Source organism: Roseburia sp. AF15-21, assembly GCF_003479505.1.
Classification (GTDB): Bacteria; Bacillota; Clostridia; order Lachnospirales; family Lachnospiraceae; genus Roseburia_C; species Roseburia_C amylophila.
In genome coordinates this window covers 306,192-331,221 of sequence record NZ_QUHG01000002.1, presented here as the reverse complement: position 1 = coordinate 331,221, position 25,030 = coordinate 306,192, and the positions used below count along the sequence as shown (strand labels likewise).

30 protein-coding genes and 1 pseudogene are annotated in these 25,030 nt (G+C 39.0%); 4 read left to right on the top strand and 27 right to left on the bottom strand.

What is annotated here, in order from left to right:
* Positions 1 to 23 precede the first annotated feature (23 nt).
* A complete protein-coding gene (locus tag DWW33_RS04650) occupies positions 24 to 971 on the top strand; it encodes a SpoIID/LytB domain-containing protein (protein WP_118638941.1) in 948 nt (315 codons plus the stop codon).
* Positions 972 to 1,031: 60 nt separating this feature from the next.
* Here the strand turns inward: DWW33_RS04650 and DWW33_RS04645 are convergent, their stop codons facing one another.
* The 14 genes from DWW33_RS04645 to DWW33_RS15630 all read right to left on the bottom strand — a co-directional run bounded on the left by DWW33_RS04645 (position 1,032) and on the right by DWW33_RS15630 (position 6,374).
* On the bottom strand, positions 1,032 to 1,211 hold the full coding sequence (locus DWW33_RS04645; RefSeq protein WP_118638940.1) for a hypothetical protein: 180 nt from the start codon (positions 1,209 to 1,211) through the stop codon (positions 1,032 to 1,034).
* A 468-nt stretch (positions 1,212 to 1,679) separates the two neighbouring features.
* Positions 1,680 to 1,910: a hypothetical protein gene (locus tag DWW33_RS04640; protein WP_118638939.1), complete on the bottom strand. Its 231-nt coding sequence runs from the start codon at positions 1,908 to 1,910 to the stop codon at positions 1,680 to 1,682.
* A gap of 34 nt (positions 1,911 to 1,944) precedes the next feature.
* Positions 1,945 to 2,067 carry a hypothetical protein gene (locus tag DWW33_RS16120; protein ID WP_256385583.1) on the bottom strand — a complete coding sequence of 41 codons (123 nt, stop codon included), beginning with the start codon at positions 2,065 to 2,067 and terminating at the stop codon, positions 1,945 to 1,947.
* A gap of 94 nt (positions 2,068 to 2,161) precedes the next feature.
* Positions 2,162 to 2,404, bottom strand: a complete 243-nt coding sequence (locus DWW33_RS04635) for a hypothetical protein (protein WP_242994192.1) — start codon at positions 2,402 to 2,404, stop codon at positions 2,162 to 2,164.
* A gap of 15 nt (positions 2,405 to 2,419) precedes the next feature.
* Complete coding sequence (locus DWW33_RS04630; RefSeq protein ID WP_118087314.1) at positions 2,420 to 2,722, bottom strand: hypothetical protein; 303 nt, start codon at positions 2,720 to 2,722, stop codon at positions 2,420 to 2,422.
* A gap of 271 nt (positions 2,723 to 2,993) precedes the next feature.
* Positions 2,994 to 3,227, bottom strand: coding sequence for a hypothetical protein (locus tag DWW33_RS04625; RefSeq protein ID WP_118638938.1), 234 nt, complete (start codon positions 3,225 to 3,227; stop codon positions 2,994 to 2,996).
* Positions 3,228 to 3,426: 199 nt separating this feature from the next.
* Complete coding sequence (locus tag DWW33_RS04620; protein ID WP_118172743.1) at positions 3,427 to 3,648, bottom strand: hypothetical protein; 222 nt, start codon at positions 3,646 to 3,648, stop codon at positions 3,427 to 3,429.
* 50 nt (positions 3,649 to 3,698) lie between these two features.
* Positions 3,699 to 4,001 (bottom strand): hypothetical protein, encoded by a 303-nt coding sequence (locus DWW33_RS04615; protein ID WP_118638937.1) that lies wholly within the window; start codon positions 3,999 to 4,001, stop codon positions 3,699 to 3,701.
* 157 nt (positions 4,002 to 4,158) lie between these two features.
* Entirely contained in the window at positions 4,159 to 4,407 is a 249-nt protein-coding gene (locus DWW33_RS04610; RefSeq protein ID WP_243088532.1) for a hypothetical protein, read from the bottom strand.
* Positions 4,408 to 4,517: 110 nt separating this feature from the next.
* The gene (locus tag DWW33_RS04605; RefSeq protein WP_118638935.1) at positions 4,518 to 4,745 is read right to left on the bottom strand and encodes a hypothetical protein; all 228 of its coding nucleotides are present in this window, start codon (positions 4,743 to 4,745) and stop codon (positions 4,518 to 4,520) included.
* 113 nt (positions 4,746 to 4,858) lie between these two features.
* A complete protein-coding gene (locus DWW33_RS04600) occupies positions 4,859 to 5,155 on the bottom strand; it encodes a Txe/YoeB family addiction module toxin (RefSeq protein WP_118638934.1) in 297 nt (98 codons plus the stop codon).
* 4 nt (positions 5,156 to 5,159) lie between these two features.
* Positions 5,160 to 5,408, bottom strand: a complete 249-nt coding sequence (locus DWW33_RS04595; protein ID WP_118087307.1) for a type II toxin-antitoxin system Phd/YefM family antitoxin — start codon at positions 5,406 to 5,408, stop codon at positions 5,160 to 5,162.
* Positions 5,409 to 5,741: 333 nt separating this feature from the next.
* Positions 5,742 to 6,068, bottom strand: a complete 327-nt coding sequence (locus tag DWW33_RS04590) for a hypothetical protein (protein ID WP_118638933.1) — start codon at positions 6,066 to 6,068, stop codon at positions 5,742 to 5,744.
* A 159-nt stretch (positions 6,069 to 6,227) separates the two neighbouring features.
* Positions 6,228 to 6,374: a hypothetical protein gene (locus tag DWW33_RS15630; RefSeq protein WP_158577452.1), complete on the bottom strand. Its 147-nt coding sequence runs from the start codon at positions 6,372 to 6,374 to the stop codon at positions 6,228 to 6,230.
* Positions 6,375 to 6,474: 100 nt separating this feature from the next.
* On the opposite strand from DWW33_RS15630, the gene DWW33_RS04585 reads away from it, so the two are divergent.
* The 3 genes and pseudogenes from DWW33_RS04585 to DWW33_RS04575 all read left to right on the top strand — a co-directional run bounded on the left by DWW33_RS04585 (position 6,475) and on the right by DWW33_RS04575 (position 9,041).
* On the top strand, positions 6,475 to 7,983 hold the full coding sequence (locus tag DWW33_RS04585; RefSeq protein WP_243088530.1) for a recombinase family protein: 1,509 nt from the start codon (positions 6,475 to 6,477) through the stop codon (positions 7,981 to 7,983).
* 27 nt (positions 7,984 to 8,010) lie between these two features.
* Positions 8,011 to 8,424 (top strand): annotated as a pseudogene (locus DWW33_RS04580) (peptidoglycan-binding protein); the annotation flags it as partial.
* A gap of 110 nt (positions 8,425 to 8,534) precedes the next feature.
* Positions 8,535 to 9,041, top strand: a complete 507-nt coding sequence (locus DWW33_RS04575; RefSeq protein ID WP_118638932.1) for a flavin reductase — start codon at positions 8,535 to 8,537, stop codon at positions 9,039 to 9,041.
* A gap of 178 nt (positions 9,042 to 9,219) precedes the next feature.
* Here DWW33_RS04575 and DWW33_RS04570 read toward each other — a convergent pair whose 3' ends face one another.
* The 13 genes from DWW33_RS04570 to DWW33_RS04510 all read right to left on the bottom strand — a co-directional run bounded on the left by DWW33_RS04570 (position 9,220) and on the right by DWW33_RS04510 (position 25,019).
* Positions 9,220 to 9,876: a FadR/GntR family transcriptional regulator gene (locus DWW33_RS04570; RefSeq protein WP_118638931.1), complete on the bottom strand. Its 657-nt coding sequence runs from the start codon at positions 9,874 to 9,876 to the stop codon at positions 9,220 to 9,222.
* A gap of 46 nt (positions 9,877 to 9,922) precedes the next feature.
* Complete coding sequence (locus tag DWW33_RS04565) at positions 9,923 to 10,615, bottom strand: LrgB family protein (protein WP_022242483.1); 693 nt, start codon at positions 10,613 to 10,615, stop codon at positions 9,923 to 9,925.
* On the bottom strand, positions 10,608 to 10,973 hold the full coding sequence (locus tag DWW33_RS04560; RefSeq protein ID WP_117698178.1) for a CidA/LrgA family protein: 366 nt from the start codon (positions 10,971 to 10,973) through the stop codon (positions 10,608 to 10,610). Before DWW33_RS04560 ends, DWW33_RS04565 begins: the two co-directional genes overlap by 8 nt.
* 83 nt (positions 10,974 to 11,056) lie before the next feature.
* A complete protein-coding gene (locus tag DWW33_RS04555; RefSeq protein ID WP_118638930.1) occupies positions 11,057 to 11,887 on the bottom strand; it encodes a delta-lactam-biosynthetic de-N-acetylase in 831 nt (276 codons plus the stop codon).
* An 80-nt stretch (positions 11,888 to 11,967) separates the two neighbouring features.
* The gene (locus DWW33_RS04550; protein ID WP_022242480.1) at positions 11,968 to 13,275 is read right to left on the bottom strand and encodes an O-acetylhomoserine aminocarboxypropyltransferase/cysteine synthase family protein; all 1,308 of its coding nucleotides are present in this window, start codon (positions 13,273 to 13,275) and stop codon (positions 11,968 to 11,970) included.
* Between the two features lie 74 nt (positions 13,276 to 13,349).
* Complete coding sequence (cysK, locus tag DWW33_RS04545; protein ID WP_118172750.1) at positions 13,350 to 14,282, bottom strand: cysteine synthase A; 933 nt, start codon at positions 14,280 to 14,282, stop codon at positions 13,350 to 13,352.
* A gap of 154 nt (positions 14,283 to 14,436) precedes the next feature.
* Complete coding sequence (locus tag DWW33_RS04540) at positions 14,437 to 14,871, bottom strand: RrF2 family transcriptional regulator (RefSeq protein ID WP_117698181.1); 435 nt, start codon at positions 14,869 to 14,871, stop codon at positions 14,437 to 14,439.
* Positions 14,872 to 14,949: 78 nt separating this feature from the next.
* A complete protein-coding gene (gene nifU, locus DWW33_RS04535; protein WP_022242477.1) occupies positions 14,950 to 15,387 on the bottom strand; it encodes a Fe-S cluster assembly scaffold protein NifU in 438 nt (145 codons plus the stop codon).
* Positions 15,388 to 15,411: 24 nt separating this feature from the next.
* The gene (nifS, locus tag DWW33_RS04530; RefSeq protein ID WP_118638929.1) at positions 15,412 to 16,590 is read right to left on the bottom strand and encodes a cysteine desulfurase NifS; all 1,179 of its coding nucleotides are present in this window, start codon (positions 16,588 to 16,590) and stop codon (positions 15,412 to 15,414) included.
* 254 nt (positions 16,591 to 16,844) lie between these two features.
* Positions 16,845 to 21,419 (bottom strand): alpha-amylase family glycosyl hydrolase, encoded by a 4,575-nt coding sequence (locus DWW33_RS04525; RefSeq protein WP_243088528.1) that lies wholly within the window; start codon positions 21,417 to 21,419, stop codon positions 16,845 to 16,847.
* Positions 21,420 to 21,726: 307 nt separating this feature from the next.
* Positions 21,727 to 22,797 carry a PucR family transcriptional regulator gene (locus DWW33_RS04520; RefSeq protein ID WP_117840832.1) on the bottom strand — a complete coding sequence of 357 codons (1,071 nt, stop codon included), beginning with the start codon at positions 22,795 to 22,797 and terminating at the stop codon, positions 21,727 to 21,729.
* A gap of 238 nt (positions 22,798 to 23,035) precedes the next feature.
* Positions 23,036 to 24,148, bottom strand: coding sequence for an ABC transporter ATP-binding protein (locus DWW33_RS04515; protein ID WP_117698184.1), 1,113 nt, complete (start codon positions 24,146 to 24,148; stop codon positions 23,036 to 23,038).
* 229 nt (positions 24,149 to 24,377) lie between these two features.
* Positions 24,378 to 25,019 carry a phosphoribosyltransferase gene (locus DWW33_RS04510; RefSeq protein WP_022242471.1) on the bottom strand — a complete coding sequence of 214 codons (642 nt, stop codon included), beginning with the start codon at positions 25,017 to 25,019 and terminating at the stop codon, positions 24,378 to 24,380.
* Positions 25,020 to 25,030 lie beyond the last annotated feature (11 nt).

Here is a 25,030-nt window from a genome sequence, read left to right as displayed (position 1 = left end):
AATAAATATCATGAGGTTTCCATATGTCAAACCTTTCTTATATGCAAAAAGCCACGCACAGAGGACAACTGCAGATTCATGTCACCACAGAGCGTGGCTTTTTCCCCATTAAAGATGCCTCCATCCGTCTCTCCTATACGGGAAATCCTACTGAAATCATTGAAGAACTATCAACTGACATTTCCGGTCAGACTGCAGCAGTTGAACTGCCGGCTCCCCCCTTAGAATATAGTATGGAGCCTTCTGAATTCCAGCCTTACTCGGAATATACCATTCAGGTAAATGCGTCCGGCTACCGTCCCATCAATATTTCCGGTATCTCCGTTCTGCCGGATAAAACTTCCATCCAAAATGTCCGGATGGAAACTGCCACCGTGGAAAATCCTCCGGAACGAAATATTGTTATTACTGCCAACACTCTCTATGGGAATTTTCCGCCGAAAATCCCAGAGGATGAAATCAAGCCGATGAATGAAAGCGGCGAAATTGTCTTAAGCCGTGTTGTCATCCCGGAATATGTCATTGTCCATGACGGACCGCCAAGCGATTCTTCCGCCAACGACTACTATGTCCGCTACAGGGATTACATCAAAAATGTTGCCTCCAGCGAAATCTATGCTACCTGGCCGGATGCAGCTCTCCGTGCAAATATTTTAGCCATTATGTCCTTTACCCTGAACCGTGTATATACGGAGTGGTATCGGAACAAAGGCTATGATTTTACCATTACTTCTTCCACCGCCTTTGACCACAAATTTGTCTACGGCAGAAACATCTTTTCCAACATTTCCAATATCGTCGATGAGATGTTTAACAGCTACCTTTCCCGTCCGAACGTCCGCCAGCCGATTCTGACACAGTATTGTGACGGGCAGCGGGTAAGCTGCCCGAACTGGATGACCTTTTCGGTTTTGCGTAGGGAAGGAAAATTTGGGATGCGGGATAACTTCTTTCTCAACAATCTTCTTTGAAAACTTATCAACGCGCCACTTCTGATATAAAAATACCACCGACCTAAAGGCTAGTAGTATCTACTTCATTTCTTCTATTTTCCTCAATGCTTCTTCTTCGGTTATCTCCTCATAGCATTCAAACTCTGGCTCATCTGGTAAAAAATATCCAATTCCAAGCCCACGTCTTACCCATTCATCATCCTTATATTCATAAAATTTTCTTCCTTCCTGCTTAAATAACTGTTCCTCTATTATCATAATCTGTAAGAACTAAATATCTTGTATTATTTGACATTTCCAATCCTCTCTATCTGCTCTGGGATTTTCATAGTTGTATTAACACCATTACTCTTCTATCTTTTCTTCTCTAGATTTATACTTCGGCAGCCTTCTGACCGTTTTACTCAGCTTCATTCAGTCACCTCCATTTTTTATATTAAAAAATCTCATCCTTATTATTTTTCAAACATAAAAAGGATATACCGTTATGATATATCCTCTTGGTAGTCAACCGGAATTGAACCGATGCCTTGTCTATCAACCTGTTCTGCCAGCCTAAACTATCTTCTACCTTATGTAAGTCACCCGGAGTTGCACCGGGATTTCTACGGTTGTTCGGAAACGTCGTTCCGCCGCAGCGTTCTCCTTCTTGAACTATTGCCCTTGCACCTTAAATGTACCATATCCCATTTATAAATTCAATTTCTTTCGTTTACGTTCCCACTGCTATAATACATTATTTACCAACTTTTCTTCTTTTCCATACAATCCAGAATATATTCCATATTCATCATGTTCATATCCGTTATACGTGTGTAGCAATGCTCCAACATGTGTTCTTCCTTTTACATCAATCTGCCTTACCCTCTCCCTTTGTACATCATGAAATGTGATATATTTGATATCGTTAAACTTGTCTACTGTAGCATATACACGTCCTAGTACCATTATTTCCATTGGAGCCTTCTCTCCCCTTCATTGGCTCGGATTGCTATTTCATTTCCAAACTGTGCAATGGTTGTATACTCCGTACCATATCTCTTGCCAGTATTACTAATACCGCTACTTGCTCATCTTCTGCGCATTCTCTATCCGCAATTTCCTTCAGTGTCATTGGAACTGTATCCTTCACACTATTCCCATTTCCAATTCTCCTGTTTTTGGATATAAAAATACCGCCAGTGAAATACTGACGGTATTAATAATGTTTATTTAAGATTTTTCATAATATTTCCCAACTCTGTGGCTATTCCTTCTTTACCAGTCTGAATCTTATTCAGCAAATCATTAATCATTTTTCTTAATTGGCTAACATTCGTTGATAAATACCCATCCATTTGAGCTCCACTAAGTTCATATATCCTTCCACGTTCCAATTGATCTAACTTATTTCCAATATCATTAAGTTCATGGCTATATTCTTCAGATATTTTGTATCCCAGTTTGTCCACTATCACTTCCTCCGTTCACGGTTTTTCATCCAATGTCGTTTCTAAAACTGCTATAATGAAGGATGCCTTATAGCTATCTCCTACAATTGCTTTTGCTGCTTTCAAAATCCCATTTGCAATATCACTTGCCGTATCACTATCTTCATTTAATAATTTAAGTGTAAATATAACATATTTTATTTCTCTTTTGTTATAATCTAAAGCTTTGTCTACACATTCATTAAAAAACTCCAAATTGATATTTCCTGTTTCCTTGTTTTCATCATACATGTCTGATAATTTCTTATACAATTCGCTATCATTTACTAATTTACTCATGTTAGTGCCTCCCTTATATTTATTATAAGAGCATCATATCACTTTCTCCGTCAGTATTCAATTTTCATTATGCAAAAGTCAATTGTTATCGACAAATTAAATCTGCTTTATTCATTTTCCTCTCTTTCAATCAATTAAATCATCTTTCATTATGTAATATAAGCATAAACCATCTATATAATTACTTGTTTTTGTTATTAATATATAAAACTTAAGAGCTAGGTAAAAGTAGTTATTCCCTCTACTTATTTGTTAAGTAGAACTTTTTCTATCATTCATCTGCTTCCGGATCATGCTCCTCCCCCAGTAGTTCATCCAATATCTTTTCTTCCTTAATACAAATATCTACAATCCTGCTCCATTCTTTTATCGGCCAAGTATAAGACTCTGTATTTACTCCTTCCCCAAAATGTTTTTCATACCTTTCTACTGCAATTCCCATTTTTTCAACATCTGGATCTACCTTCATAGTTTTGTTTTCTCTTCTCAAAAAATCTGGTATCATTTCATTTTCTCCTATCATCTTTTGAATAGAACAAGAACCTTCAGAAAGATGTTTCTTTCCATCAATGCTTTTTCTTGGCGAACTTTCTCTTACTAAGTCCACATTCTAATTATTTTTACTATCCCCTCATACGCAATTCCATCCACTTCTACAGGCTCAGTGTAAAGTGTCTTATATACAAAAGTCGGCTACTAAAATTCTAGCACCAAGCCACTGTTCCATCTGTTTGTCCCCTTTTTATGCCATGCAATGCATGAATTGCATATATATTTTCAAAATCCTCTTCCGATTCTTTTATAACTTCCCTTAAATTGTTATCATAATCTATTACAACCAGACCAGCCGCAGTTCTATTTCCTTCTGGAAAATATGAATAGTAATATTTTGTTCCAACAACCTTTTCCAATAAAAATTTCAACATCATTCTCATCCTTTTAAATCTATATCAAATTAATTACCTATATAAAACTCCTATTTATCATCCATATCAAGTCTTCCATCTTCAAAAATTTTTTTCAACCTTTGAATTACTTTTTCATCATCCGCCTGAATATATGTTCCATAATCAATGTCATACACCAAGCAGAATGAAAAATCTGACCATTTGCATTTGTATAAGTCTTCCGACGGACCTATTTGTTTTCTGCCTATTTCAATTTCTTTACAACTTTCTAATTTTGCAAAAATATTTTGAAACAGAATTTCTTCCTCTATTCTATTATAATTAGTGAAATACAAACGCTTAGGTTCACTGTCTATCTGAAATGTTCTCATCCTTTTTCCTTTTCCTCATACATATATCAATACTGCATATAATATAAACATTTACTTTCATACTATCACCTCCAGTATATCATATGTTGGAGCACTTGTACTTCTTTGAAAATTAAAATTGATATAAAAATACCACTGACCTAAAGGCTAGTGGTATCTACTTCATTTCTTCTATTTTCTTCAATGCTTCTTCTTCGGTTATCTCTGTTATTCTATCAAGCATATTTAAATTTCCAAGCCTATATGTAGAATCTTCCGGTTCAGTGTCTTCATATCCTAATATTCTATCCATAAGAATATTAGATTGGTCTACGACCCACCCTTTTATCTTATCATAAATATAAGGGATGAACTCTTCCTCTTTTCCAACTTTGTTTAAATCTGATATATAATAATATGTACGCATAATTATTTTACCCTGCTTATATTATGAGGAATCTCATTTCTCTTATTTAACCATAATTTTTATTGCATCTGCATTATATCTCATATTTCTATAAGATACAATTACTCCTATCATTCATCTGCTTCCGGATTATGTTCCTCTCCCAGTAGTTCACCCAATGTCTTTTCTTCCTTAATACAAATATCCACAATCTTACACCATTCTTTTACCGACCATATATAAGATTCTGTATTTAATCCTTCCCCAAAATGTTTTTCATATTTTTCTATTGCAGCTCCAAATTTTTCCATCTCTGGATCTATGATTATATTTTCCGGTTTCAAAAAATCTGGTATCATTTTATTTTCTCCTATCATCTTTTGAATTCTTCAATTATCTCTGGAAATTTTAACTTTATTCCAAATAGAACAAGCACCTTCAGAAAGATGTTTCTTTCCGTCGATGCTTTTTCTTAGCGAACTTTCTCATAATGCGTCCACATTCTGATTATTTTTACCGTTCCCTCATATGCAATTCCATCCACTTCCACAGGCTCAGTATAAACCTGATAAACCAGCCTATGCTGGATATTGATTCTTCTTGAATAAACGCCTTCTAAATTTCCAACAAGTGCTTCATATGGTGGTGGATTTTGAAAAGGATTGTCTTTTATGACTTCAACCAATCTTTTTGCTTTTTGGTCGAGCCTGACACTCTTTAAATTTTTAATATCTTTCACAGCCTGCTTTTCATAGACAATTCTGTACATAAAATTACCATTCTACATCTTCTTCTGATACACAATCTTCTATCGGCGTTTCCATTCCTTTTTTTATAGATTCAACCATTCCAGGTATTGAATTAAGGTATACCGTTTCCTGAATTGCATTCCAATCATTTTCAGAAACAAGAACTGCATTCCCCTTCTTACTTACAATCAAAGTCGGTTCACTATAGAGATTGACTTCTTCTACCAGATTGTAGAGTTCCTTTCTTGCGTTTGTTATATTAATCGCTGACATAATAAATCTCCTTTTCTATTTCTGTATTTCCTTACACTAATTTTTCATCTAAATTTTTTTGTAAATTCCTTAGTAAAACTTCTCGAACATTCCTGTGTATCTATATCTGTATTTTGATTAGTACCGTATCCTAAATTTGTATCTTTTACACTGTAATATCATTTTCTTTATATTCTATATTATTATGAATGGACGAGATTTTTTATGTCATAATTATTATAGCGTACGCTTTTGCGTACGTCAAGTAAATATATTTAAAATATTCTAAAAATACTATCTCAAGTGTCTTATACATAGAAGTCGGCTATATCAAATTAATTACTTATATAAAACCTATTTATCATCCATAGCAAGTCTTCCATCTTCAAAAAATTTTTTCAACCTTTGAATTACTTTTTCATCATCCGCCTGAATATATGTTCCATAATCAATATCATACACCAAGCAGAATGACCAATCTGACCATTTGCATTTGTATAAGTCTTCCGACGGGCCTATTTGTTTTCTGCCTATTTCAATTTCTTTACAACTTTCTAATTTTGTCAAAATATTTTGAAACAGAATTTCTTCCTCTATCCTATTAGAATTGGCGAAATACAAACGCTTAAGTTCACTGCCTATCTGAAATGTTCTCATCCTTTTTCCCTTTTCCTCATACATATATTAATACTGCATATAATATAAACAGGAGGTATTCACATGATTGCTTGGTTTTGTTATTTATATCTAAAACTTAAGGGGTAGGCAAGCCTGAACTCTCTGGCTCGCCTACCGGCATATTGCATCCTGTTTTTTCTATTATTATATTGCATATTTTCTTCACATCGTCTTCGGTACTAAAACAATTCTGTCCGCTGCCTGCTGATTTAATTTATTTCCGACGCATTTCTTTTCGTCTACTGTTAATGTATTAACATTCCGATAATTCTCATCCTCACCAAATCGAATATAAACATTTACCTTCATACCGCCACCTCCAGTATATCATATGTTGCAGTACTTGTACTTCATTTCTTGATTTCATATTTATGTGCTTTTTTCATACACTTAACAAAGGAGTGATAACATGACCGACAACACCTCCATGCGTACCGGTGCCCTCTACATCCGGGTATCTACCGGCAAGCAGGAAGAACTATCCCCAGACGCTCAAAGGCGGATGCTCTTAGATTATGCTTCCAAGAACAATATCATTATCTCCAATCAGTATATTTATGAAGAAGATGGCATATCCGGACGTAAAGCGGATAAACGTCCGCAGTTCCAGGATATGATTGCCCATGCCAAATCAAAAGAACATCCCTTTGATGTAATTCTGGTATGGAAGTATTCGAGATTTGCCAGAAATCAGGAAGAATCCATTGTCTATAAGTCCATGCTCCGGAAAGACCATGTAGAAGTCATTTCCGTGTCCGAGCCACTGGTGGATGGTCCCTTTGGTTCCCTGATTGAGCGAATCATAGAATGGATGGATGAATATTATTCTATCCGTCTGTCCGGTGAGGTTGTGCGAGGTATGACTGAGAACGCTTTAAGAGGGCGAAATCAGGCTCGACCGCCTTTAGGCTATAAAGTACCGCATGCCAAAGAAACTCCCGTTATTGTGCCAGAAGAAGCTCTTATCATACATACGATATTCGATATGTATACCGAAGACGGTGCCAGTATGTTTGCAATTGCAAAACACTTAAATAACCTCGGCTATCTTACCTCACATAAGAAGCCATTTGAACGGCGGAGTATCGGCTACATTTTAAGCAATCCTACTTATATTGGGAAATCCGTCTGGAACCGTCATTCCAACGATAATAAAGCATTAAAGGATGAATCCGAATGGATTATAAGAGATGGCAGCCATGAGCCGATTATCAGTGCAGAACAGTATGAAAAGGCACAGCAGCGTATCAAGGCAGAATATGCACCCAAATATGCCAAGCCACCGGAACTGCACCGGCACTGGTTATCCGGCATGGTAAAGTGCCACACCTGTGGACGATCCCTCTCTACTTCCATTCATAAGGATAAACGGTACGGACGGACATACACGAATTTTCAATGCTATGGATATTTAAAGGGAAAATGCAGCGTGTCCCATCAGATTTCCGCCCGGAAACTAGAACCTGCCGTGTTGGAAGGTCTGAAAGAAATTATGGAAGGTGTGCGACCGCTCCAGTTTAAAATCATCAAGTCAGAAGAACCAGCCGCCCAGTCCGCCCATGCGATACTCACCGAAAGACTGCATGACATTGAGAAAAAAGAAGAACGTATCCGGCAGGCTTACCGGGATGGCATTGATACCATAGAAGAATACCGGGACAATAAAGCCATTCTTTTCAAAGAACGGGCAGAAATAGAAAGCCGGCTGGAAGAATTAACCCCTGCTCCTGTTCCATCTGAGACAGATACAAGGGAACTCATGCGCAACCGGCTTAAGAATGTATATGAGATATTTTCCAGTGAGGATGTCTCTACCGTAACCAAAAGCAATGCGCTAAAATCCATTGTAGATAAAATTGTCTATGACAGTGAAAAGAAAGAATTAAGCATCTATCTCTACTGCTCCGACACCCTCTAAACCCGCATAAAATAAGGCTTTAGACGTACTACATACGCAAATGGGAAAAGGTTGACTCAGTGGGGTTCGAAATACTTAGCCGACCAGGGATATTCCACCATTGAGATTCTGCGCTATTATTACGGCAGCAGTATGTATATCAACACGGCGGATGAAATCAGTGGTGTGCCTGCTTCCTGGCCGGGCAGCAACCTTGAGATTGGTTCTACCGGGGATAAGGTGCGGATGCTGCAGGAGCAGCTGAACCGGATTGCACGTAACTACCCTGCGCTTCCGACTATTGCCGTGGATGGCATTTATGGTTCTGCGACCAAAGCTGCCGTAGAAAAATTCCAGTCCATCTTTGGGCTTCCGGTTACCGGAATTGTAGATTTCCGTACCTGGTACCGTATTTCCGAAATTTATGTGGCTGTTTCAAGAATTGCAGAATTATATCAATAAATTTCATAACTTAAACCTTTTCTGGAATTCTTTTTCCACAAACCCATAGTAATTATGAAAATACAATGCTATACTAAATTCATATTACGAATTTACTGGAGGGAAAAATAATGCATACATTTCAACCATATCCAATTGACCTTATGGAAATGAATCCATTTACTAAAATCGGCAAAGAATGGATGTTAATCACAGCAGGTGATGCGAAGAAAGCAAATACAATGACTGCAAGCTGGGGCGGTGTTGGTGTCCTCTGGGGAAAAAATGTTGTCTACATCTTTGTAAGAGATACACGCTATACCAAAGAATTTATTGATAATGGAGAGACATTCTCACTGACCTTTTTAGATGAGTCCAATAAAGGAGCTTTAAAATATCTTGGAGCTGTTTCCGGACGTGATGAAAATAAAATTGAAAATGCAAGAATGCATCTTGATTACTGCAAGGACACACCTTATATTGACGAAGGAAATCTGGTATTTATCTGCCGTAAATTATCTGCTACAAAGATGACTCCGGACCAGTTTATTGATTCTTCTATCGAAAGCAGCTGGTATGCCGATGGCAACCTTCACACCATGTATGTAGGTGAAATCTTAGAAGTACTTGCCCGCTAAGCTACTCGCGTAACCATGGGAAACATGCTTTGCAAGTTTCTACAGTTATCGCGGTGCTCGCCAAATCTGCATATGCAGGCATGCGATTTTTCTCGCTACTCATGTAAAATACCCGGCGGCGGTTCTTTTCAGACTCATCTAAAAAGGAACCACTGCCGGGCATTTTTTTACCATCATTTTACTTATGAATAATATCATAATGTGCCTGTACGGCAGCATCGATTTTTCTCTGATCTCTCGTTTCGATTGCTTCTGCAATTTCTACATGAAGCTTCCACATTTTTTCAAATTTCTCGGCATCTGCATTTTCCCAGCCTTTTCGGATACTTTCCTTATAAATTTCTGAAAATACCTGCATAATCGTAATCATGAAACGGTTGCCGGAACCTAATATTAATTTCTGATGGAACTCCCGGTCAATCTCATAACTTCTCTGCTGGTCAGCATTCTGCATAGATTCTGCCAGTGCTTTTAACTCCACAATATCCTGTTTACTCATGTTTTTAGCTGCCAGAAGACCTATCGCATGTTCTAAAAGGCAGCGTGCCTCTGCAAGCTCATCCTTATCTATCTGCTGCAATAGCAGCATCATATTAATTACTTCTGAAAGGCTTTTTTCCATGTTGCAGCAGATATAATTGCCGGAGCCCTGCTGGCTTTCAATCAATCCGATATTCTCCATACTCTTTAATGCTTCCCGGATAGATGGACGTGACATACCAAGTGTTTCTGCCATTTCACGTTCTGTTGGCAGCTTGCTGCCTACCTGAAACTCCCCACTCCGTATTCCATCTTTTACGAATGCCATTACCCTCTTATACTCTCTGTCCTTCATCTGAATCTCCTTTCATCCCTTGCAAAAATATTGTATCATAAATACATCAATAAAAATTAGCAAATACAGTTGCTGCTGCTACTGTCAGAAGTCCTGCTACTGCAATGGCAAGGCTGCTCATTGCTCCTTCTACTTCTCCCATTTCCATGGCACGGGCGGTTCCGATTGCATGGGCGGAAGTACCGAGTGCCAGTCCCTTTGCCACCGGCTCTTCTATATGAAATACACGGCATACCACTTCTGCAATCATATTTCCCAAGACTCCGGTAATGATAATTACTGCCACCGTAATCGTTACGATTCCTCCAAGTTCTTCAGATACTCCCATTCCAATTGCTGTGGTAATGGATTTTGGCAGAAGGGTTACATATTCCTCATGATTCAGATGAAATATCACCGCAAAAAGAAGCACACTTCCCATACTTGCAATGACACCGGATATAATTCCTGCTACAATGGCACTTTTATGTTTTTTTAACAATTCCAGCTGCTCATACAACGGAACAGCAAGACATACCGTTGCCGGGGTTAAAAGATAGCTTAAATACTTTGCTCCTTCATAATAACTGTCATAGTCAATCCTGCCTACACTTAATACAACCATAACAAAAATAATAGAAATCAAAAGTGGATTAAACAGCGCCAGCTTTAATTTACGCTTTAACAGTGCTCCGATTTCATATCCAATGAGACTGATTACTACACCAAAGAAAAGGGTATCTCCTGCAAAATTATTCATTTTCTTCTTTCTCCCTTCCCTTTCGTATCACATTCTGTGTCACTCTTCCGGTCACGACCATAACAATAATCGTCGTAAGTACTGTAATGACAATCACCGGCACAATAGTCGGACGCAGAACGCTCCAGGAGTCCAGAAGTCCTACTGCTGCCGGAATAAACATCACCGGCATAATTTCAATTAAGAATATCGCAGTGTCCTTCACCTGTTCTATCTTAACGATACCCGTTACCAGAGCAAGCAGCATTAACACCAGTCCGTAAATGCTTGCAGGAACCGGTAATGGCAGCACCATATGCAGAATTTCTCCAGCAAAAGAAATTGCCAAAATTAAAAAAAACTGTCTAAAATACTTCATTTCTAAATCCTCCGATTGGTATTACCAATCAAAGAGTATAATACAAAAGAAGTAAAAAGACAAGTTTTATTTAAGAATTTTTTCTAAGAATTAGAACCAGCGATTAACTCATCCAGAGTACCAAAATGGTAGCCCATCTCTTCCCACTTTGTAAGTAGTTCATCTAATATTTCACCATTGGTCTTTGAAGTATTGTGCAGCAGCACTATAGCTCCCGGATGAATACGTCCGGTGAGTTTTTCAAAGGCCTCTTCTTTTGTTGGCTGATTATCCGGGTCCCAGTCCACATAGGCAAGACTCCAGAAAAAAGTATAATAACCTAATTCTTTTGCCATTTTCAGATTTGATTCACTGTATTTCCCCTGAGGCGGCCGGTAAAATTTAACCATCTCCTTGTCTGTAATCTCTTCATAAAGTAACTTGACATCTTCAACTTCCTTTTGAAATGACGATACATCTGCAATTTCTGACATATCCGGATGATGATAAGTATGGTTTCCTACGGTATGACCTTCTTCCACCATTTTCCTTACCAGATCCGGACTGGTCTCTAAGAAATGCCCTACTACAAAGAAGGTCGCCTTTACATCATGCTTTTTCAATGCTTCCAGTATCTTCTCCGTATTTCCATTCTCATAGCCGCAGTCAAAGGTCAGGTAAATCACCTTATCATCGCCATTACCAATAAAATATGTATTATATTTCCGCAATTCTTCCGGTGTGGCATTTCCGGTTGGCTGTGTCCCCGATTCACCAAATCCAAGTCCCCAGTTCTCTGTTGTAGATGCCACTGCATTTACTCCCAGTAAGCCACCATTCTGCCAGTTTTTTACCAGCACTGCGCTCCCACGGCCTGCACAAAATACCAATGCCAGCATTACCGCCACTGCCAGTATCCTTTTCCATTTTTTCATAAAAAAAGCCTCATATACTCTTTCTAAAGTATATGAGACTTCTTTTATCTCATGCTTTTCATTTTAGTTCTTTCTGGCATTTACTCTACTGCCTTGAATGCTTCCTCTAAGTCTTCAATAATATCGTCAATATTTTCTGTTCCGATAGAAAGGCGGATGGTATTCGGTTTGATTCCCTGCTCTTCTAATTCTTCTGCACTAAGCTGGGAATGCGTGGTTGATGCTGGATGAATCACCAGAGATTTTACATCTGCAACATTTGCCAGTAAGGAGAAGATTTCCAGATTGTCGATGAAATCTTTTGCCTTTCTGTCATCACCTTTGATTTCAAAGGTAAAGATAGAACCGCCACCATTCGGGAAGTATTTCTTATATAATTCCTGCTGCTTTGGATCTGTACTTACTGCAGGATGATTTACACGCTCCACCTGTGGATGGTTATTTAAGAACTCTACTACCTTCAATGCATTCTGTACATGACGTTCTACTCTTAAGGATAATGTCTCTAATCCCTGTAAGAAGATAAATGCATGGAACGGAGATAAAGTTGCTCCGGTATCACGAAGTAAGATTGCACGAATCTTGGTTACAAATGCTGCCGGTCCTACTGCCTTGGTAAAGCTGATGCCATGATAACTTGGATTTGGCTCAGTTAAAGATGCAAATTTTCCACTTGCCTCCCAGTCAAATTTTCCGCTGTCTACGATAACTCCACCAATTGTTGTTCCGTGTCCACCAATGAATTTTGTTGCAGAATGTACCACGATGTCTGCGCCATACTCAATCGGACGAACCAGATAAGGTGTTGCAAAAGTGTTATCTACGACTAATGGAATCTTGTGTGCATGTGCTACTTTTGCGATGGCTTCAATATCAGCTACGTCTGAGTTAGGATTTCCTAATGTCTCAATATATAATGCTTTTGTATTGTCTTTGATTGCTGCTTCAAATGCTTCCGGCTCCGGCTCAACAAAGGTTGTTGTAATGCCGTACTGTGGAAGTGTATGCTCCAACAGGTTATAAGAACCACCATAGATATTCTTTGCAGCTACAATATGGTCACCATTCTGTGCAAGATTTTCAATCGTATAAGTAATTGCTGCTGCTCCGGATGCTACTGCCAACGCTGCAACTCCACCCTCTAATGCTGCAATTCTCTTCTCAAATACATCTTCTGTCGGATTCGTAAGTCTTCCATAAATATTTCCTGCATCTGCAAGGCCAAATCTTGCTTCCGCATGGTCGCTGTTGCGGAATACATAGGATGATGTCTGATAAATAGGTACTGCTCTTGCATCTGTCACCGGATCCGGATTTTCCTGTCCTACATGTAACTGTAAAGTTTCAAATTTTAAATTACGTTCTGCTCTGCTTTTCTTTGTGCTCATCTTCTTTTTCTCCGTTCTGTTATTTATTTCTGTCACTCTGATGTTACATCAGATTTTTTCCATTCTACTGCAAATTACTCTGTAAATAAAGCTGTTGAATAATATCTGTCTCCATTGTCCGGTAATAAAGCTACAATTGTTTTTCCTTTATTTTCAGGTCTCTTTGCCAGTTCAATTGCTGCATAAGCTGCTGCTCCGGAAGAAATTCCTACTAATACACCCTCTTTGTGTGCGATTTCTTTTGCAACACGGAAAGCATCTTCGTTCTCTACCGGAAATACCTCATCATATACTTTGGTGTTTAATACATCTGGCACAAATCCGGCACCGATACCCTGTATCTTGTGTGCTCCACTCTTTCCTTCGGATAATACCGGTGAAGATGCCGGCTCTACTGCTACAACTTTAACATCTGCTTTCTGCTCTTTTAAGTATTCACCGGTTCCTGTTACGGTTCCACCTGTACCAACTCCTGCTACGAAGATGTCTACTGCTCCGTCCGTATCTTTCCAGATTTCCGGTCCTGTTGTCTCTTTGTGTACTTTTGGATTCGCAGGGTTTACAAACTGTCCAGGGATAAAGCTGTTTGGAATCTCTTTTGCAAGTTCATCCGCTTTTGCAATTGCACCTTTCATTCCTTTGCTTGCTTCTGTCAGAACAATTTCTGCACCGTAAGCCTTTAAGATGTTTCTACGTTCAACACTCATGGATTCCGGCATAGTAAGAATGATACGGTATCCCTTGGCTGCTGCGAGTGCTGCAAGACCAATTCCTGTATTTCCGGATGTCGGCTCGATGATAACAGAACCTTCTTTTAACTGTCCTTTTACTTCTGCATCTTCAATCATTGCTTTTGCAATACGGTCCTTTACGCTTCCTGCCGGATTGAAATATTCGAGTTTGAAAAGTAATTTTGCTTCTAAGTTATATGCCTTTTCTAAATTAACTGCCTCGATTAATGGTGTATTTCCAATCAGTCCTAATGTTCCTTTATAAATGTTTGCCATGATAATAATCTCCTTTTCCCTAAATTCATATATTTCCTATCTGTTTGATATGGATTAAGTATAATATAAAACGATGTGTACCAATTGTCAAGACTTTTTTCAAATAAATTATTTAAAATATTTTGTTTCATTGGTACACATCGACCTCGTCCATTTAAATGACATAATCGCTGCTGATATCCTGCTGCCATTCCATCAAATCCTCTAACGTATACTTGTCTACTACACTCTTAATCGCATCGTTTAATTCTTTCCAGATACGAAGTGTTACACATTCTGACTGACGCTCACAGGTGTTCACATCATCCTCAAGACACGATACCGGTGCAAGACTTCCTTCTACCTGACGTAATATCATCCCTATCGTATATTCCTTCGGTGTCTTTGATAAACGATATCCTCCCTGGGGGCCTCTGATGCTCTTAACAAACCCTGCCCGTACCAGTGTAGAAATAATCTGTTCCAAGTATTTCATGGAAATATCCTGACGTTCCGCAACATCTTTAAGACGTACCGGTTCAACTTCATCATTCATTGCTATATCAAGAAGAAGTCGGACAGCATAACGTCCCTTTGTTGAAATCTTCATACTGTACCTCCATTTCTATTTGTCTATGGGTACAGTATATTCCTTTTTTCCTACTATGTCAATAGGGATATGTTGTTTTTAATATTCTTCCTCTTCTTCACCCTCAGAGATGTCGTTCTTCGGCTTCTTTAAGCCTTCAATGACAATGCCATTCTTCTCAGCATAATCCCAAAGTGCAGCATGAATACCTTCTTCTGCCAGAAGGGAACAATGCACTTTAACCGGTGGAAGTCCGTCTAATGCTTCCATTACTGCTTTATTGGTTACAAGTAATGCTTCCTGTACGGTCTTTCCCTTTACCAGTTCTGTTGCCATACTGCTGGTTGCAACTGCAGCACCACAGCCAAAGGTCTTAAACTTGCAGTCCTGAATCACACCATTATCATCAATATCAAGATAGATTCGCATGATATCACCGCATTTTGCATTTCCTACTGTTCCTACTCCGCTGGCATTTTCAATCTCCCCTACATTTCTCGGATTCTGAAAATGATCCATAACTTTTTCACTATACATAATCGTTACTCCTTTTCTTCTCTATTACTGCTGGTTCTTTACAAAATCTTCGTATAACGGTGACATGCTGCGTAAATGTGCAACAATCTCTTTGATTGCGTCTACCGTGGTGTCAATCTGCTCTTTGGTGGTATCTGCGCCTAAAGTCAGGCGGAGTGAGCCATGTGCAATCTCATGTGGCAGACCAATTGCCAGCAATACATGAGACGGGTCTAAGGAACCGGAAGTACATGCTGAACCGGAGGATGCACAAATCCCCTTCATATCTAACATAATCAGCATGGATTCTCCCTCCACAAAACGGAAGCATGCATTGACATTATTGGCAAGACGATGCTCTCTGTCTCCATTGATTTTCACATATGGGATTTCCTTTTCAAAACGGGAAATCATATAATCTCTCAATTCTCTTTCTCTTGCAGTACGCTCTTCCATGGAAGCAAATGCCAGTTCTGCAGCTTTACCGAAGCCTACGATTCCCGGTACATTTTCCGTTCCAGCTCTTCTCTTTCTCTCCTGTGCACCACCATGTACAAAGGAGCGGATTTTTACACCTTTTCTGATATAGAGGAAACCGATTCCCTTTGGTCCATTTAATTTATGGCCACTGCTGCTTAACATATCAATATTCATTTCATCTACCTGGATTGGCTCCTGACCAAATGCCTGTACTGCATCAGTATGGAATAAAACTCCATGTGCCTTGGCAATTGCACCAATCTCTGCAATCGGCTCGATGGTGCCAATCTCATTGTTGGCAAACATAATAGAAATCAGAATGGTATCCGGACGGATTGCTGCTTCTACATCTGCCGGATTGATACGTCCATTCTCATCCACATCAAGATAAGTCACCTCAAAACCCTGTCTTTCCAACCATTCACAGGTATGAAGAATTGCATGATGCTCAATCTTACTGGTGATGATATGTTTTCCTTTTTCTTTATAAGCTTCTGCTGTTGCTTTCAGTGCCCAGTTATCAGATTCACTTCCACCTGCCGTAAAATATATTTCTTCCGGTTTCGCACCGATTCCTGCTGCAATAATATCTCTGGCCCTTGTTACTGCCTTGCGGCTTTCCTCACCCAATGCATAAATGGTAGATGCATTTCCATAATACCGGGTAAAATAAGGAAGCATTGCCTCCACTACCCGCTCGTCCGTTCTTGTTGTTGCCGCATTGTCCAGATAGATTAATTCCATCGGTTTTCCTCCTTTATCAATTTGCTTTATCAGCTATTTTCGTCCTATTTCCAAGTAATTCAGTCGGAACTAAGAATAACACCTTAGGAATAGTATGTCAATCTTCTGCCTGGATTTATTCCTTTTGTTCTTTTATTTATCCAAGAGGGTTAAAAGGGGAAAGGGCAGCTTTCGCTGCCCTTTCCATCTATCCTCTTATTTCAGACGATATACATTATAAAAACTAAACTCTCCTGTTTGCAGTTTTGCTCTGCTTAGACTCTTTTACGTCTTCTGTAAAGTACAACTACCGCTGCTCCTGCAACGAATAACAATACTACCATGCAGGCAATCGGAGTATTATCTCCTGTCTTAACCTGCTTCTCTGCTGTTACAACAGGTGTTGCATTCGGAGTTGTAGATGCTGCTGGTTTCATATCTGTATTACTAAGTACAATAACATACTCAGATGCATGTGAGAATTTGAAATCAACGGTTCCGTCTGCATTTACCTTTACAGCCTGAACATATTCTAATGCTCCGGTCTTTTCATTGTAATAGTAAAGGTTTGCATATTTTCCACTGTTCTCTGCACCAACGTTGACACGAAGTGTAGCATCAAATCCAAATGCTCCGTCATGTGCCAGTGAAAGTTCAATAGTCTTGTTGTCTCCAGCTAATGCTTTAATCTTATCAGCCGGGATGCTGCTCTTACCTACGGTTACGCCGAGGTCTATTGCATCTTTTAATTTACTTACAATGTTCTTTCCGTTTACAATCCAGCTTACGTTGTCGTTCAGCTTGAAGGTAATGGTAATATCTTTTCCAATCATGCCATTGAATACTTCTGCCGGAACTTTTGTGGTATCTGGCATTGTAACATTAATCTTTGCTGTATCTCCCACAGCATCAATGGTATCAATTACTTCCTGGAAATCTTTACCCGGAACAGTAATGTCAAGATTAATCTTTTTATCTGCTCTCAGCACTACAGTACCGCCATCCTTTGCTGCCGGAATGGTAACTGTTACTGTCTTATCAGAAGAAACAGTATATGTTTTACCATCATAAAGATTTACAACTGTATTTCCTGCATATGCATTAACCGGAACTTTTACTTCTTTTGCGGTATCCTTGATATTCATACCAACATATAAGGTTGTTCCTCCATAGGATCTTGAAACTACATCATAACCTTCCTCATCAGAACTTGCCACAACCTTTCTGCTTCCTCTTGCAAATACATCTGTGTATGCATTACGGATGCTCAGCAGATTCTTATAATGCTGATAAGTTACATTGTCCTCTGTTGCCAGAGAGAAATCCATGTCATATCTATTAGTCTGGTATGGATAATTATTTAATCCGCTTAAACCAACTTCTTCACCATAATAGATCACCGGAATACCCTTTGCAGTAAGCTGTAAGGTAGCTGCAACTAACGCTGCTGATGTTGCCTCATCCTCGGTATATCCTTTTCCGTTCATTAAGGACGCCTTAAATCCATCTTCATCATGACTGCTTAAGAACTGACCTGTCATGTATGCGTTATTAAGTGCTGTATTTCTGGAAGAAAGGAAGCTTTCTACAGAAGAAATATTACCACTGACAAAGCTTGTTGCCTGGTCATTAAAATCAAAATCAAGGTCTGCATCCATCTGACCGGTACCTAAGGTACTACCATTTGACGCATATCCTGCGCCATAATATTCTCCAATCATCTTGAAGGATGGATTTACTTCTGTTGTAGAATTTTTAAGTGCTGCCCATGTTGTACTGTCAACATGCTTTACTGTATCTACACGGAAATAGTCAACACCATAATCCTTCATCCATGATGTCTGCCATTCTACTAATTTTGCTCTGACATCTGCCTTCTCTGTTGCAAAATCCGGCAAGCCAGACTGCCATGATTTAATATCTCCTTCACTGACACTCTTATCCCTTAGCATATCAGCAAATGTTGATTCTGTACCATATCCAGCATGGTTTACAACAATATCAACCATAATACGCATGCCACGATTATGTGCTTCGCTAATCATAGTTTCAAATTCTTCTGTTGTACCAAGTGTAGGATTCAATTTTGTAAAATCACTTGCCCAGTATCCATGGTATGCTGCATTATAAGGAACATCTTCTGAACCTTCATCTGTTACAGCTACACCTTTCACATTCTCTACTATTGGTGTAATCCAGATTGTATTTACACCTAAATCCTGTAAGTAATCTAACTTAGCTGTTACACCTGCAAAATCTCCACCATGATACAGTCCCGGATTGTCTCCATATGTATCTGCACCACTTGCTGTATTATTAGATTCATTACCATCAAAGAAACGGTCTGTCACCATAAAGTAGACAACAGATTCATCCCAGTCGAAATCATTTTTGTTTTCCTTCACACGGTCTGTAATTTCAACATCCACTGTAGTACTGAATTTATTACCGTACTGGTCTGTTACAGTAATTGGTAATGTCTTAATTCCTAATGTTGTATCTGTTGTAGCAGAAATGGTAACTGCCTGCAATTCCGGTTCAATCGGCATTGCATTGCTTCCGCCAAGGGAAGAAACATCGATACTAGCACTAGCTACTTCTAATGTTTTCGTATCTGAACTATCCTGTTCAACCTTAAACTTAACAACATCATTTTCGTTGTAGTTAAAGGATTTATTCATAACTTCTGCTGTAACTGTTGCATTTAATTTATAGTATTCAAAATATGAGTAATCTGCTTTCTTGTACTCTTCACTGTTTGAATTGAATGCATCTACAGCATAAGTTCCATTTGCTTTGTAACGATAATGTGTTTTACCATCTGTCAAGCCGCTCTTTACATACTCAAAACGCTTTGTTGTATCATTGTATGTCATTGGATACTCTGTTCCGTCTACATCAACAGATACTGTCATATCCTTTAAGGTGCCATCTACAAATGCTGCATCATCACGATAGTAATATGATACCTGTTGATTTTCTGCATCTACTTCATAGCCAGTATTATATGGCATAGCAATTTCCGGCTCACTGCCGGCTTTCATGCTGGCATAGATAACCTTCTGGTCAGAAGGGAATGTAACGGAATGGTCTCCACCATCTTTAATCCATGGGTCACCTGTTGAATCTAATGCAATACAAAAATCAACCTTTGTGCAGGATGGTTTTGCAGGAATTGTTATTGTCCATTTATCTCCACCTACGTATGTAAAATCGGTTAATGCTGAAGCATATCCTGATGACCATGTATAGAACTGTGGTGTAATTCCTTTTTCTTTTAATCCTGGATTCTCATAATCCAATACAAGGTATCTCTTTTCCATTGGTACGATTACAGGTTTCTCATGAACCGGATCTGAACCATCCACATAATATAATACCTCATTCTCATCACCGCTTATTGTAAAAGAACGGTCTGCGGTATCAGAGCCGCCATCCCATCCTTGTGTTATGTCATAACGTGCCTTTAATCCTACTGTTTTTCCCACATTACTGCCGGCAACTGTAATGGTCTTTTTAAACCATGTCACATTATTTGCAGCATCATATTCTGTTTCATCAAAAACATATGATCCATTTAATCCGGCATTCCACATCCACATATCAACTTTTCCCATGTCTGTGTCTGTTGATAAATCTTCATTGTAATAATACATTGTAAATGTATGGTCTGGAACCGGTGCCTCCCAGCTGTCCGGTGCTGTTTTATATACGGTTGTATCACCACCAGCTTTGGTTCCGGTAACCCAGAGTTCAGTACTTGTTGATGTTACAGAGACATCAATATTATCCGTCTGTGCCCCACTGTTATTATTAAAAATGCAGCTGAAATTCTGTTTTACATCCTGTGTATATACTACATCATACCATCCGGAATGGTCAGCATTTTCTGAAATCTGTCCGCCCGGCCATTCTTTTCCAACACCTGCTCCTGTTGCAGAGGCATCTGCTCCCCACATATGATTGTAAATAGTGCTTCCCATTCCTGATGCAAGATAATGAATGGTTGTAACATATTTCCAATCAGCAGGTTTTGTCTCTGACAAAGAACCATCGAACCAGTACTCTGCTTCTGCCTTTCCTTTTGTAGAAAGTGTTACTCCGTCTAACTGGTTTCCATGTCCATCATCATTTAAAATGAGATCATAATCTGTGCTGTTATCTAATGTCAGATGCATTGTATACCAGCCTTCATGACCTTCTGCTGCAGTCATGGTTTTTCCCGGCCATTCACCTGCCGGCTTATTGGTCTCATGATATATATATGCAGCAACATCATTGCCTAATGTGCTCTTATAATTAATAGTCAGATCACATTCTGTTGGTACAGACTCTGGAATCAATGTTTCATTCTTTGAAGAATCCTTATACCACTGATATTTTCCCTTATCATCCAATAAACAATAAATGCTTGTATCAGAAGTAAAAGTCTTAATCTGCTCAATTGCAGCTCCTTCTGTCTTTATCTCCGGTGCAGCCTTCTCAGTAGAACCTGCATCAACAAACTGAAAACCTGTCCACTCACTGCTCTGTACATCTACATAATAGAGTCCAGAACTTTCCTCATATGCAAGCTTTGGTTTTTCCTGATCCCCCCATTGTGAAATGGCGGCATTCCCTGCGCCATGGTTATCTACCGTAGCACCGGCAGCCCAGACATTGACAACCGGTGTATTCCATGTACTTGGTTTGTCCAGGTACAACCGGATTGTCGGGCTCGCAGCATATGCAGTGGTTGCACCACCGATTGCCGGAACCATGGTCACAATCATGGCAAGTGCAAGTATCATACTGAAGATTCTGCTTACAATACCATGTTTCCTGTGAAAGCGTTCTTTTAACTTTCTCATCTTTCCCTCTCCTTTTCATCGTTTCATTTTATACTTTCCTGCGATTACGTTTTCCCTCTGAATACGTTTTCGCAGTTTTTCGATAATTAATTATATTCTAATTTTTTTACTTTCGCTATCCGCAAATAAACTAAAAAAGAAATTCTTTTTTATGCATTTTAACTAATTTCTGTCTTGAAGCTCATTTTTACAATTCATTTTACACAATTTCCGCATGATAATTTTTTCGAAAAAAGGACAGCACCGATTGGTACTGTCCCATATAATTTACATAATTGAATTTTCATAGTTCTGCAAAACAAGGCCGCTAATTCTGGTAATCCATATGTGCAATGACCATCATAGCAATCTTAAAAGTCATGGCATCCTCGAATTTGCGGATATCAAGTCCAATCATCTTTTCCAGGCGTTCTAAACGGTATACCAAAGTATTCCGGTGGATGTATAGCTGCCTTGCTGTTTCTGAAATATTCAGGCTGTTCTCAAAAAATTTCTGGATTGTCACCATCGTTTCATCATCTAAATCAATATTCCGCTCACCAAAAATCTCTTTGATAAACATTTCGCAAAGGCTCATCGGAAGCTGGTAAATCAGTCTGCCGATGCCAAGCTTTCCGTAGGAAATGGTTTCCTCTTCTACATTAAAGATTCTTCCTACTTCCAGTGCCATCTTGGCTTCCTGATAAGATTTCGCAATATCCTGCAGGGTATTTACCGTATTGCCATAACCCACACGGACACGCACCATCGCTTCTGCATGCAGATTGTCTACAATTGTTTTCGCCAGATTCAATGCATCCTCTTCTGTTTTCAAATCTGTTGCATCCTTAATCAGGATAATGTTCTGCTCGTCTAACTCTGTTACAAAATCCCGGTTGCGGTCTGCAAAAAGATTCTTCACCATTTCTACAATAACAGAATCTTTTCTGCCATCCACTTCTATGACATAAACCAGACGCTTTGCCTGCTCAATATGCAGCTTCTTTGCCTTATTATACATATCTACAACCAGCATATTTCCAAGAAGGATATTCTGCATAAAGTTGTTCTTATCCGACTGTTCCCGGTTAGAGGCAATCAGATTCCGAATCTGGCATACTGCAAGTCTTCCCACCATATATGCTTCATCATTAGTGGAACGTGCCAGAAGAATATATTCTACTTCCTGTTCTGCAATTACTTTAAAGAAATGATAGCCCGTCAACATCTGGCTTTCTGCCATGGATGCTGCAAAATTCACAACCTCTGCACGCATATCTGTTTCAATCTGAAATGTTGCTGCAACCTGCTTCCCGTTTTCGTCATAAAGGGCAAGTCCGATTTTGGATATATCACTGATTTCTTCTAATGTTGTCTGTAGCTTATGATTTGAAAGCATTCTGCGCACTCCTTACTTATATATAATGTGAGAAAAAACTTTTACTGAGAACAAAGAATGTGCCTTGGCACATTCTCGCGCCTGCGGCGGTCGCTTGCGACATCTACCTTATACGCCGCAGTGCGCATCCTCGCGGAGCGTGTTTTACTTTACAGGAAATTACTTTCCTGTAAAGTAAAACACCCGGATGCATATAGCACCCGGGTTATTGCACTATATTCAGTTCGATTGTACCGAATTAGTTAGTAATTGTCAATTCAGTCTCTTTGTCGAATACATGAACCTTCTCAGGATCGATAGCAAGTTTGATATGATCACCTAAACGAGCCGGTGTTCTGGAATCAACCTTAGCTGTCATCTGAGTTCCTGCAGCTTCGAAGTATAATAATACTTCAGAACCAAGTAACTCATATCCAGTTACATCTGTCTCAATGATGCTGTCTTTGAAGGTTTCAATTGTAATCTGGGAATCATCGATATCTTCTGGTCTGACACCCATAACAACTGTTTTTCCGTTGTAGTTGCCTTCGATTAATTTCTTAGCTTTTGCTGGTGGTAATACAACAGTTGTATTGTCAAATGTAAGGGAAACTTTCTCTCCTTCAATATTACATTTAGCATCTACGAAGTTCATCTGTGGGGATCCGATGAATCCAGCTACAAATAAGTTATCTGGCTCATTGTATAATTTCTGTGGAGAATCAACCTGCATGATAACACCATCTTTTAATACAACGATTCTGGTTCCTAATGTCATAGCCTCTGTCTGGTCATGTGTTACATAGATGATTGTAGCACCTAATCTATGATGCAGAGCAGAAATCTCAGAACGCATCTGTACTCTTAATTTTGCATCCAGGTTGGATAACGGCTCGTCCATAAGGAATACCTTAGGATTACGAACGATTGCACGACCCATAGCAACACGCTGTCTCTGTCCACCGGAAAGAGCCTTTGGTTTACGATCTAATAATTTTTCAAGGTCAAGAATCTTAGCTGCTTCTTCAACTTTTTTCTTAATTTCATCCTTCGGAACTTTTCTTAATTTTAATCCGAATGCCATATTGTCAAATACGGTCATATGTGGATACAGAGCGTAGTTCTGGAATACCATTGCGATATCTCTGTCTTTTGGTTCTACGTCGTTAACGAGTTTTCCGTCGATGTATAATTCTCCGGAAGAAATCTCCTCAAGACCTGCAATCATACGAAGTGTAGTAGATTTACCACATCCAGATGGTCCTACGAAGATGATGAATTCCTTATCTTCTACTTCAAGGTTGAAATCCTTAACAGCTTCAAAGCCGTTTGGATAAACTTTACAAATGTTTTTTAATGATAAACTTGCCATTGGTTTAACCTCCTAATGTTTTGTTCGTTTTTAACTGTCCTTATCATACAGGATATTGCGCACTTTGGCTATGCGAGGATTCCACAAAGATTTTTCTTTTTTTTGTATGTTCTGACTGATATTCTGTGCATTTTTTTATCTCTTCGTCAGAGTGACGAAAACCCATCTCTTTCTTGTACAATCCGACGAAAGAAATGGGTTTTCACTTTAGAAAATGTTTATCTTTTCTTTATAATTTAGAGTATCCGTAACCATTTACCATGGCCTCTAACTTCATGCCTTTTGCACAATACGGACAGTCATGCTGCTCATATGCCTGATAGCCTGGTACATCTTTCTCGGTAAAGAGACTTTCTACTCTGTGACCGTCTACTTCCTTAACAGTGGAGAAGATTGCTACTACATCTTCAATAATTCCACCGTAATACCGGATGCACTCTAAGCATCTTCTGATTGTCTCACCGGTTGTTGTTGTATCCAGCAAAAGCACGATATGTTTTCCGGTAATCATATTTTTGGTATTATCACGGAAAATCATCTGACCGCTGCTGTTCATCTCCGGAGAAATAACATAAATAGTCTCATGCAGATTGGTTGACATAAAATCTCCCTGTTCAAAACGCTCTGCTAAAAATCCGCCAATCATTTCTGTTCTGTCCATACATACAACGGTATCTACATAGGATGGATTACCGGTCTTCTGGTAAAGCACTTTTGCAGCTTCTTTTGCCTCTTTCACGCGGGCTTTCATACTGGTTACATCAATATAGTAATTGATGTGCGAATGACTGGTGGCAAAATGCCCCGGTATTGCATGTAATGCAAGATTGTTGTTTTCCTTTGAATAAAATTTGACCATACGTTCTTCCATTTGATTTACCC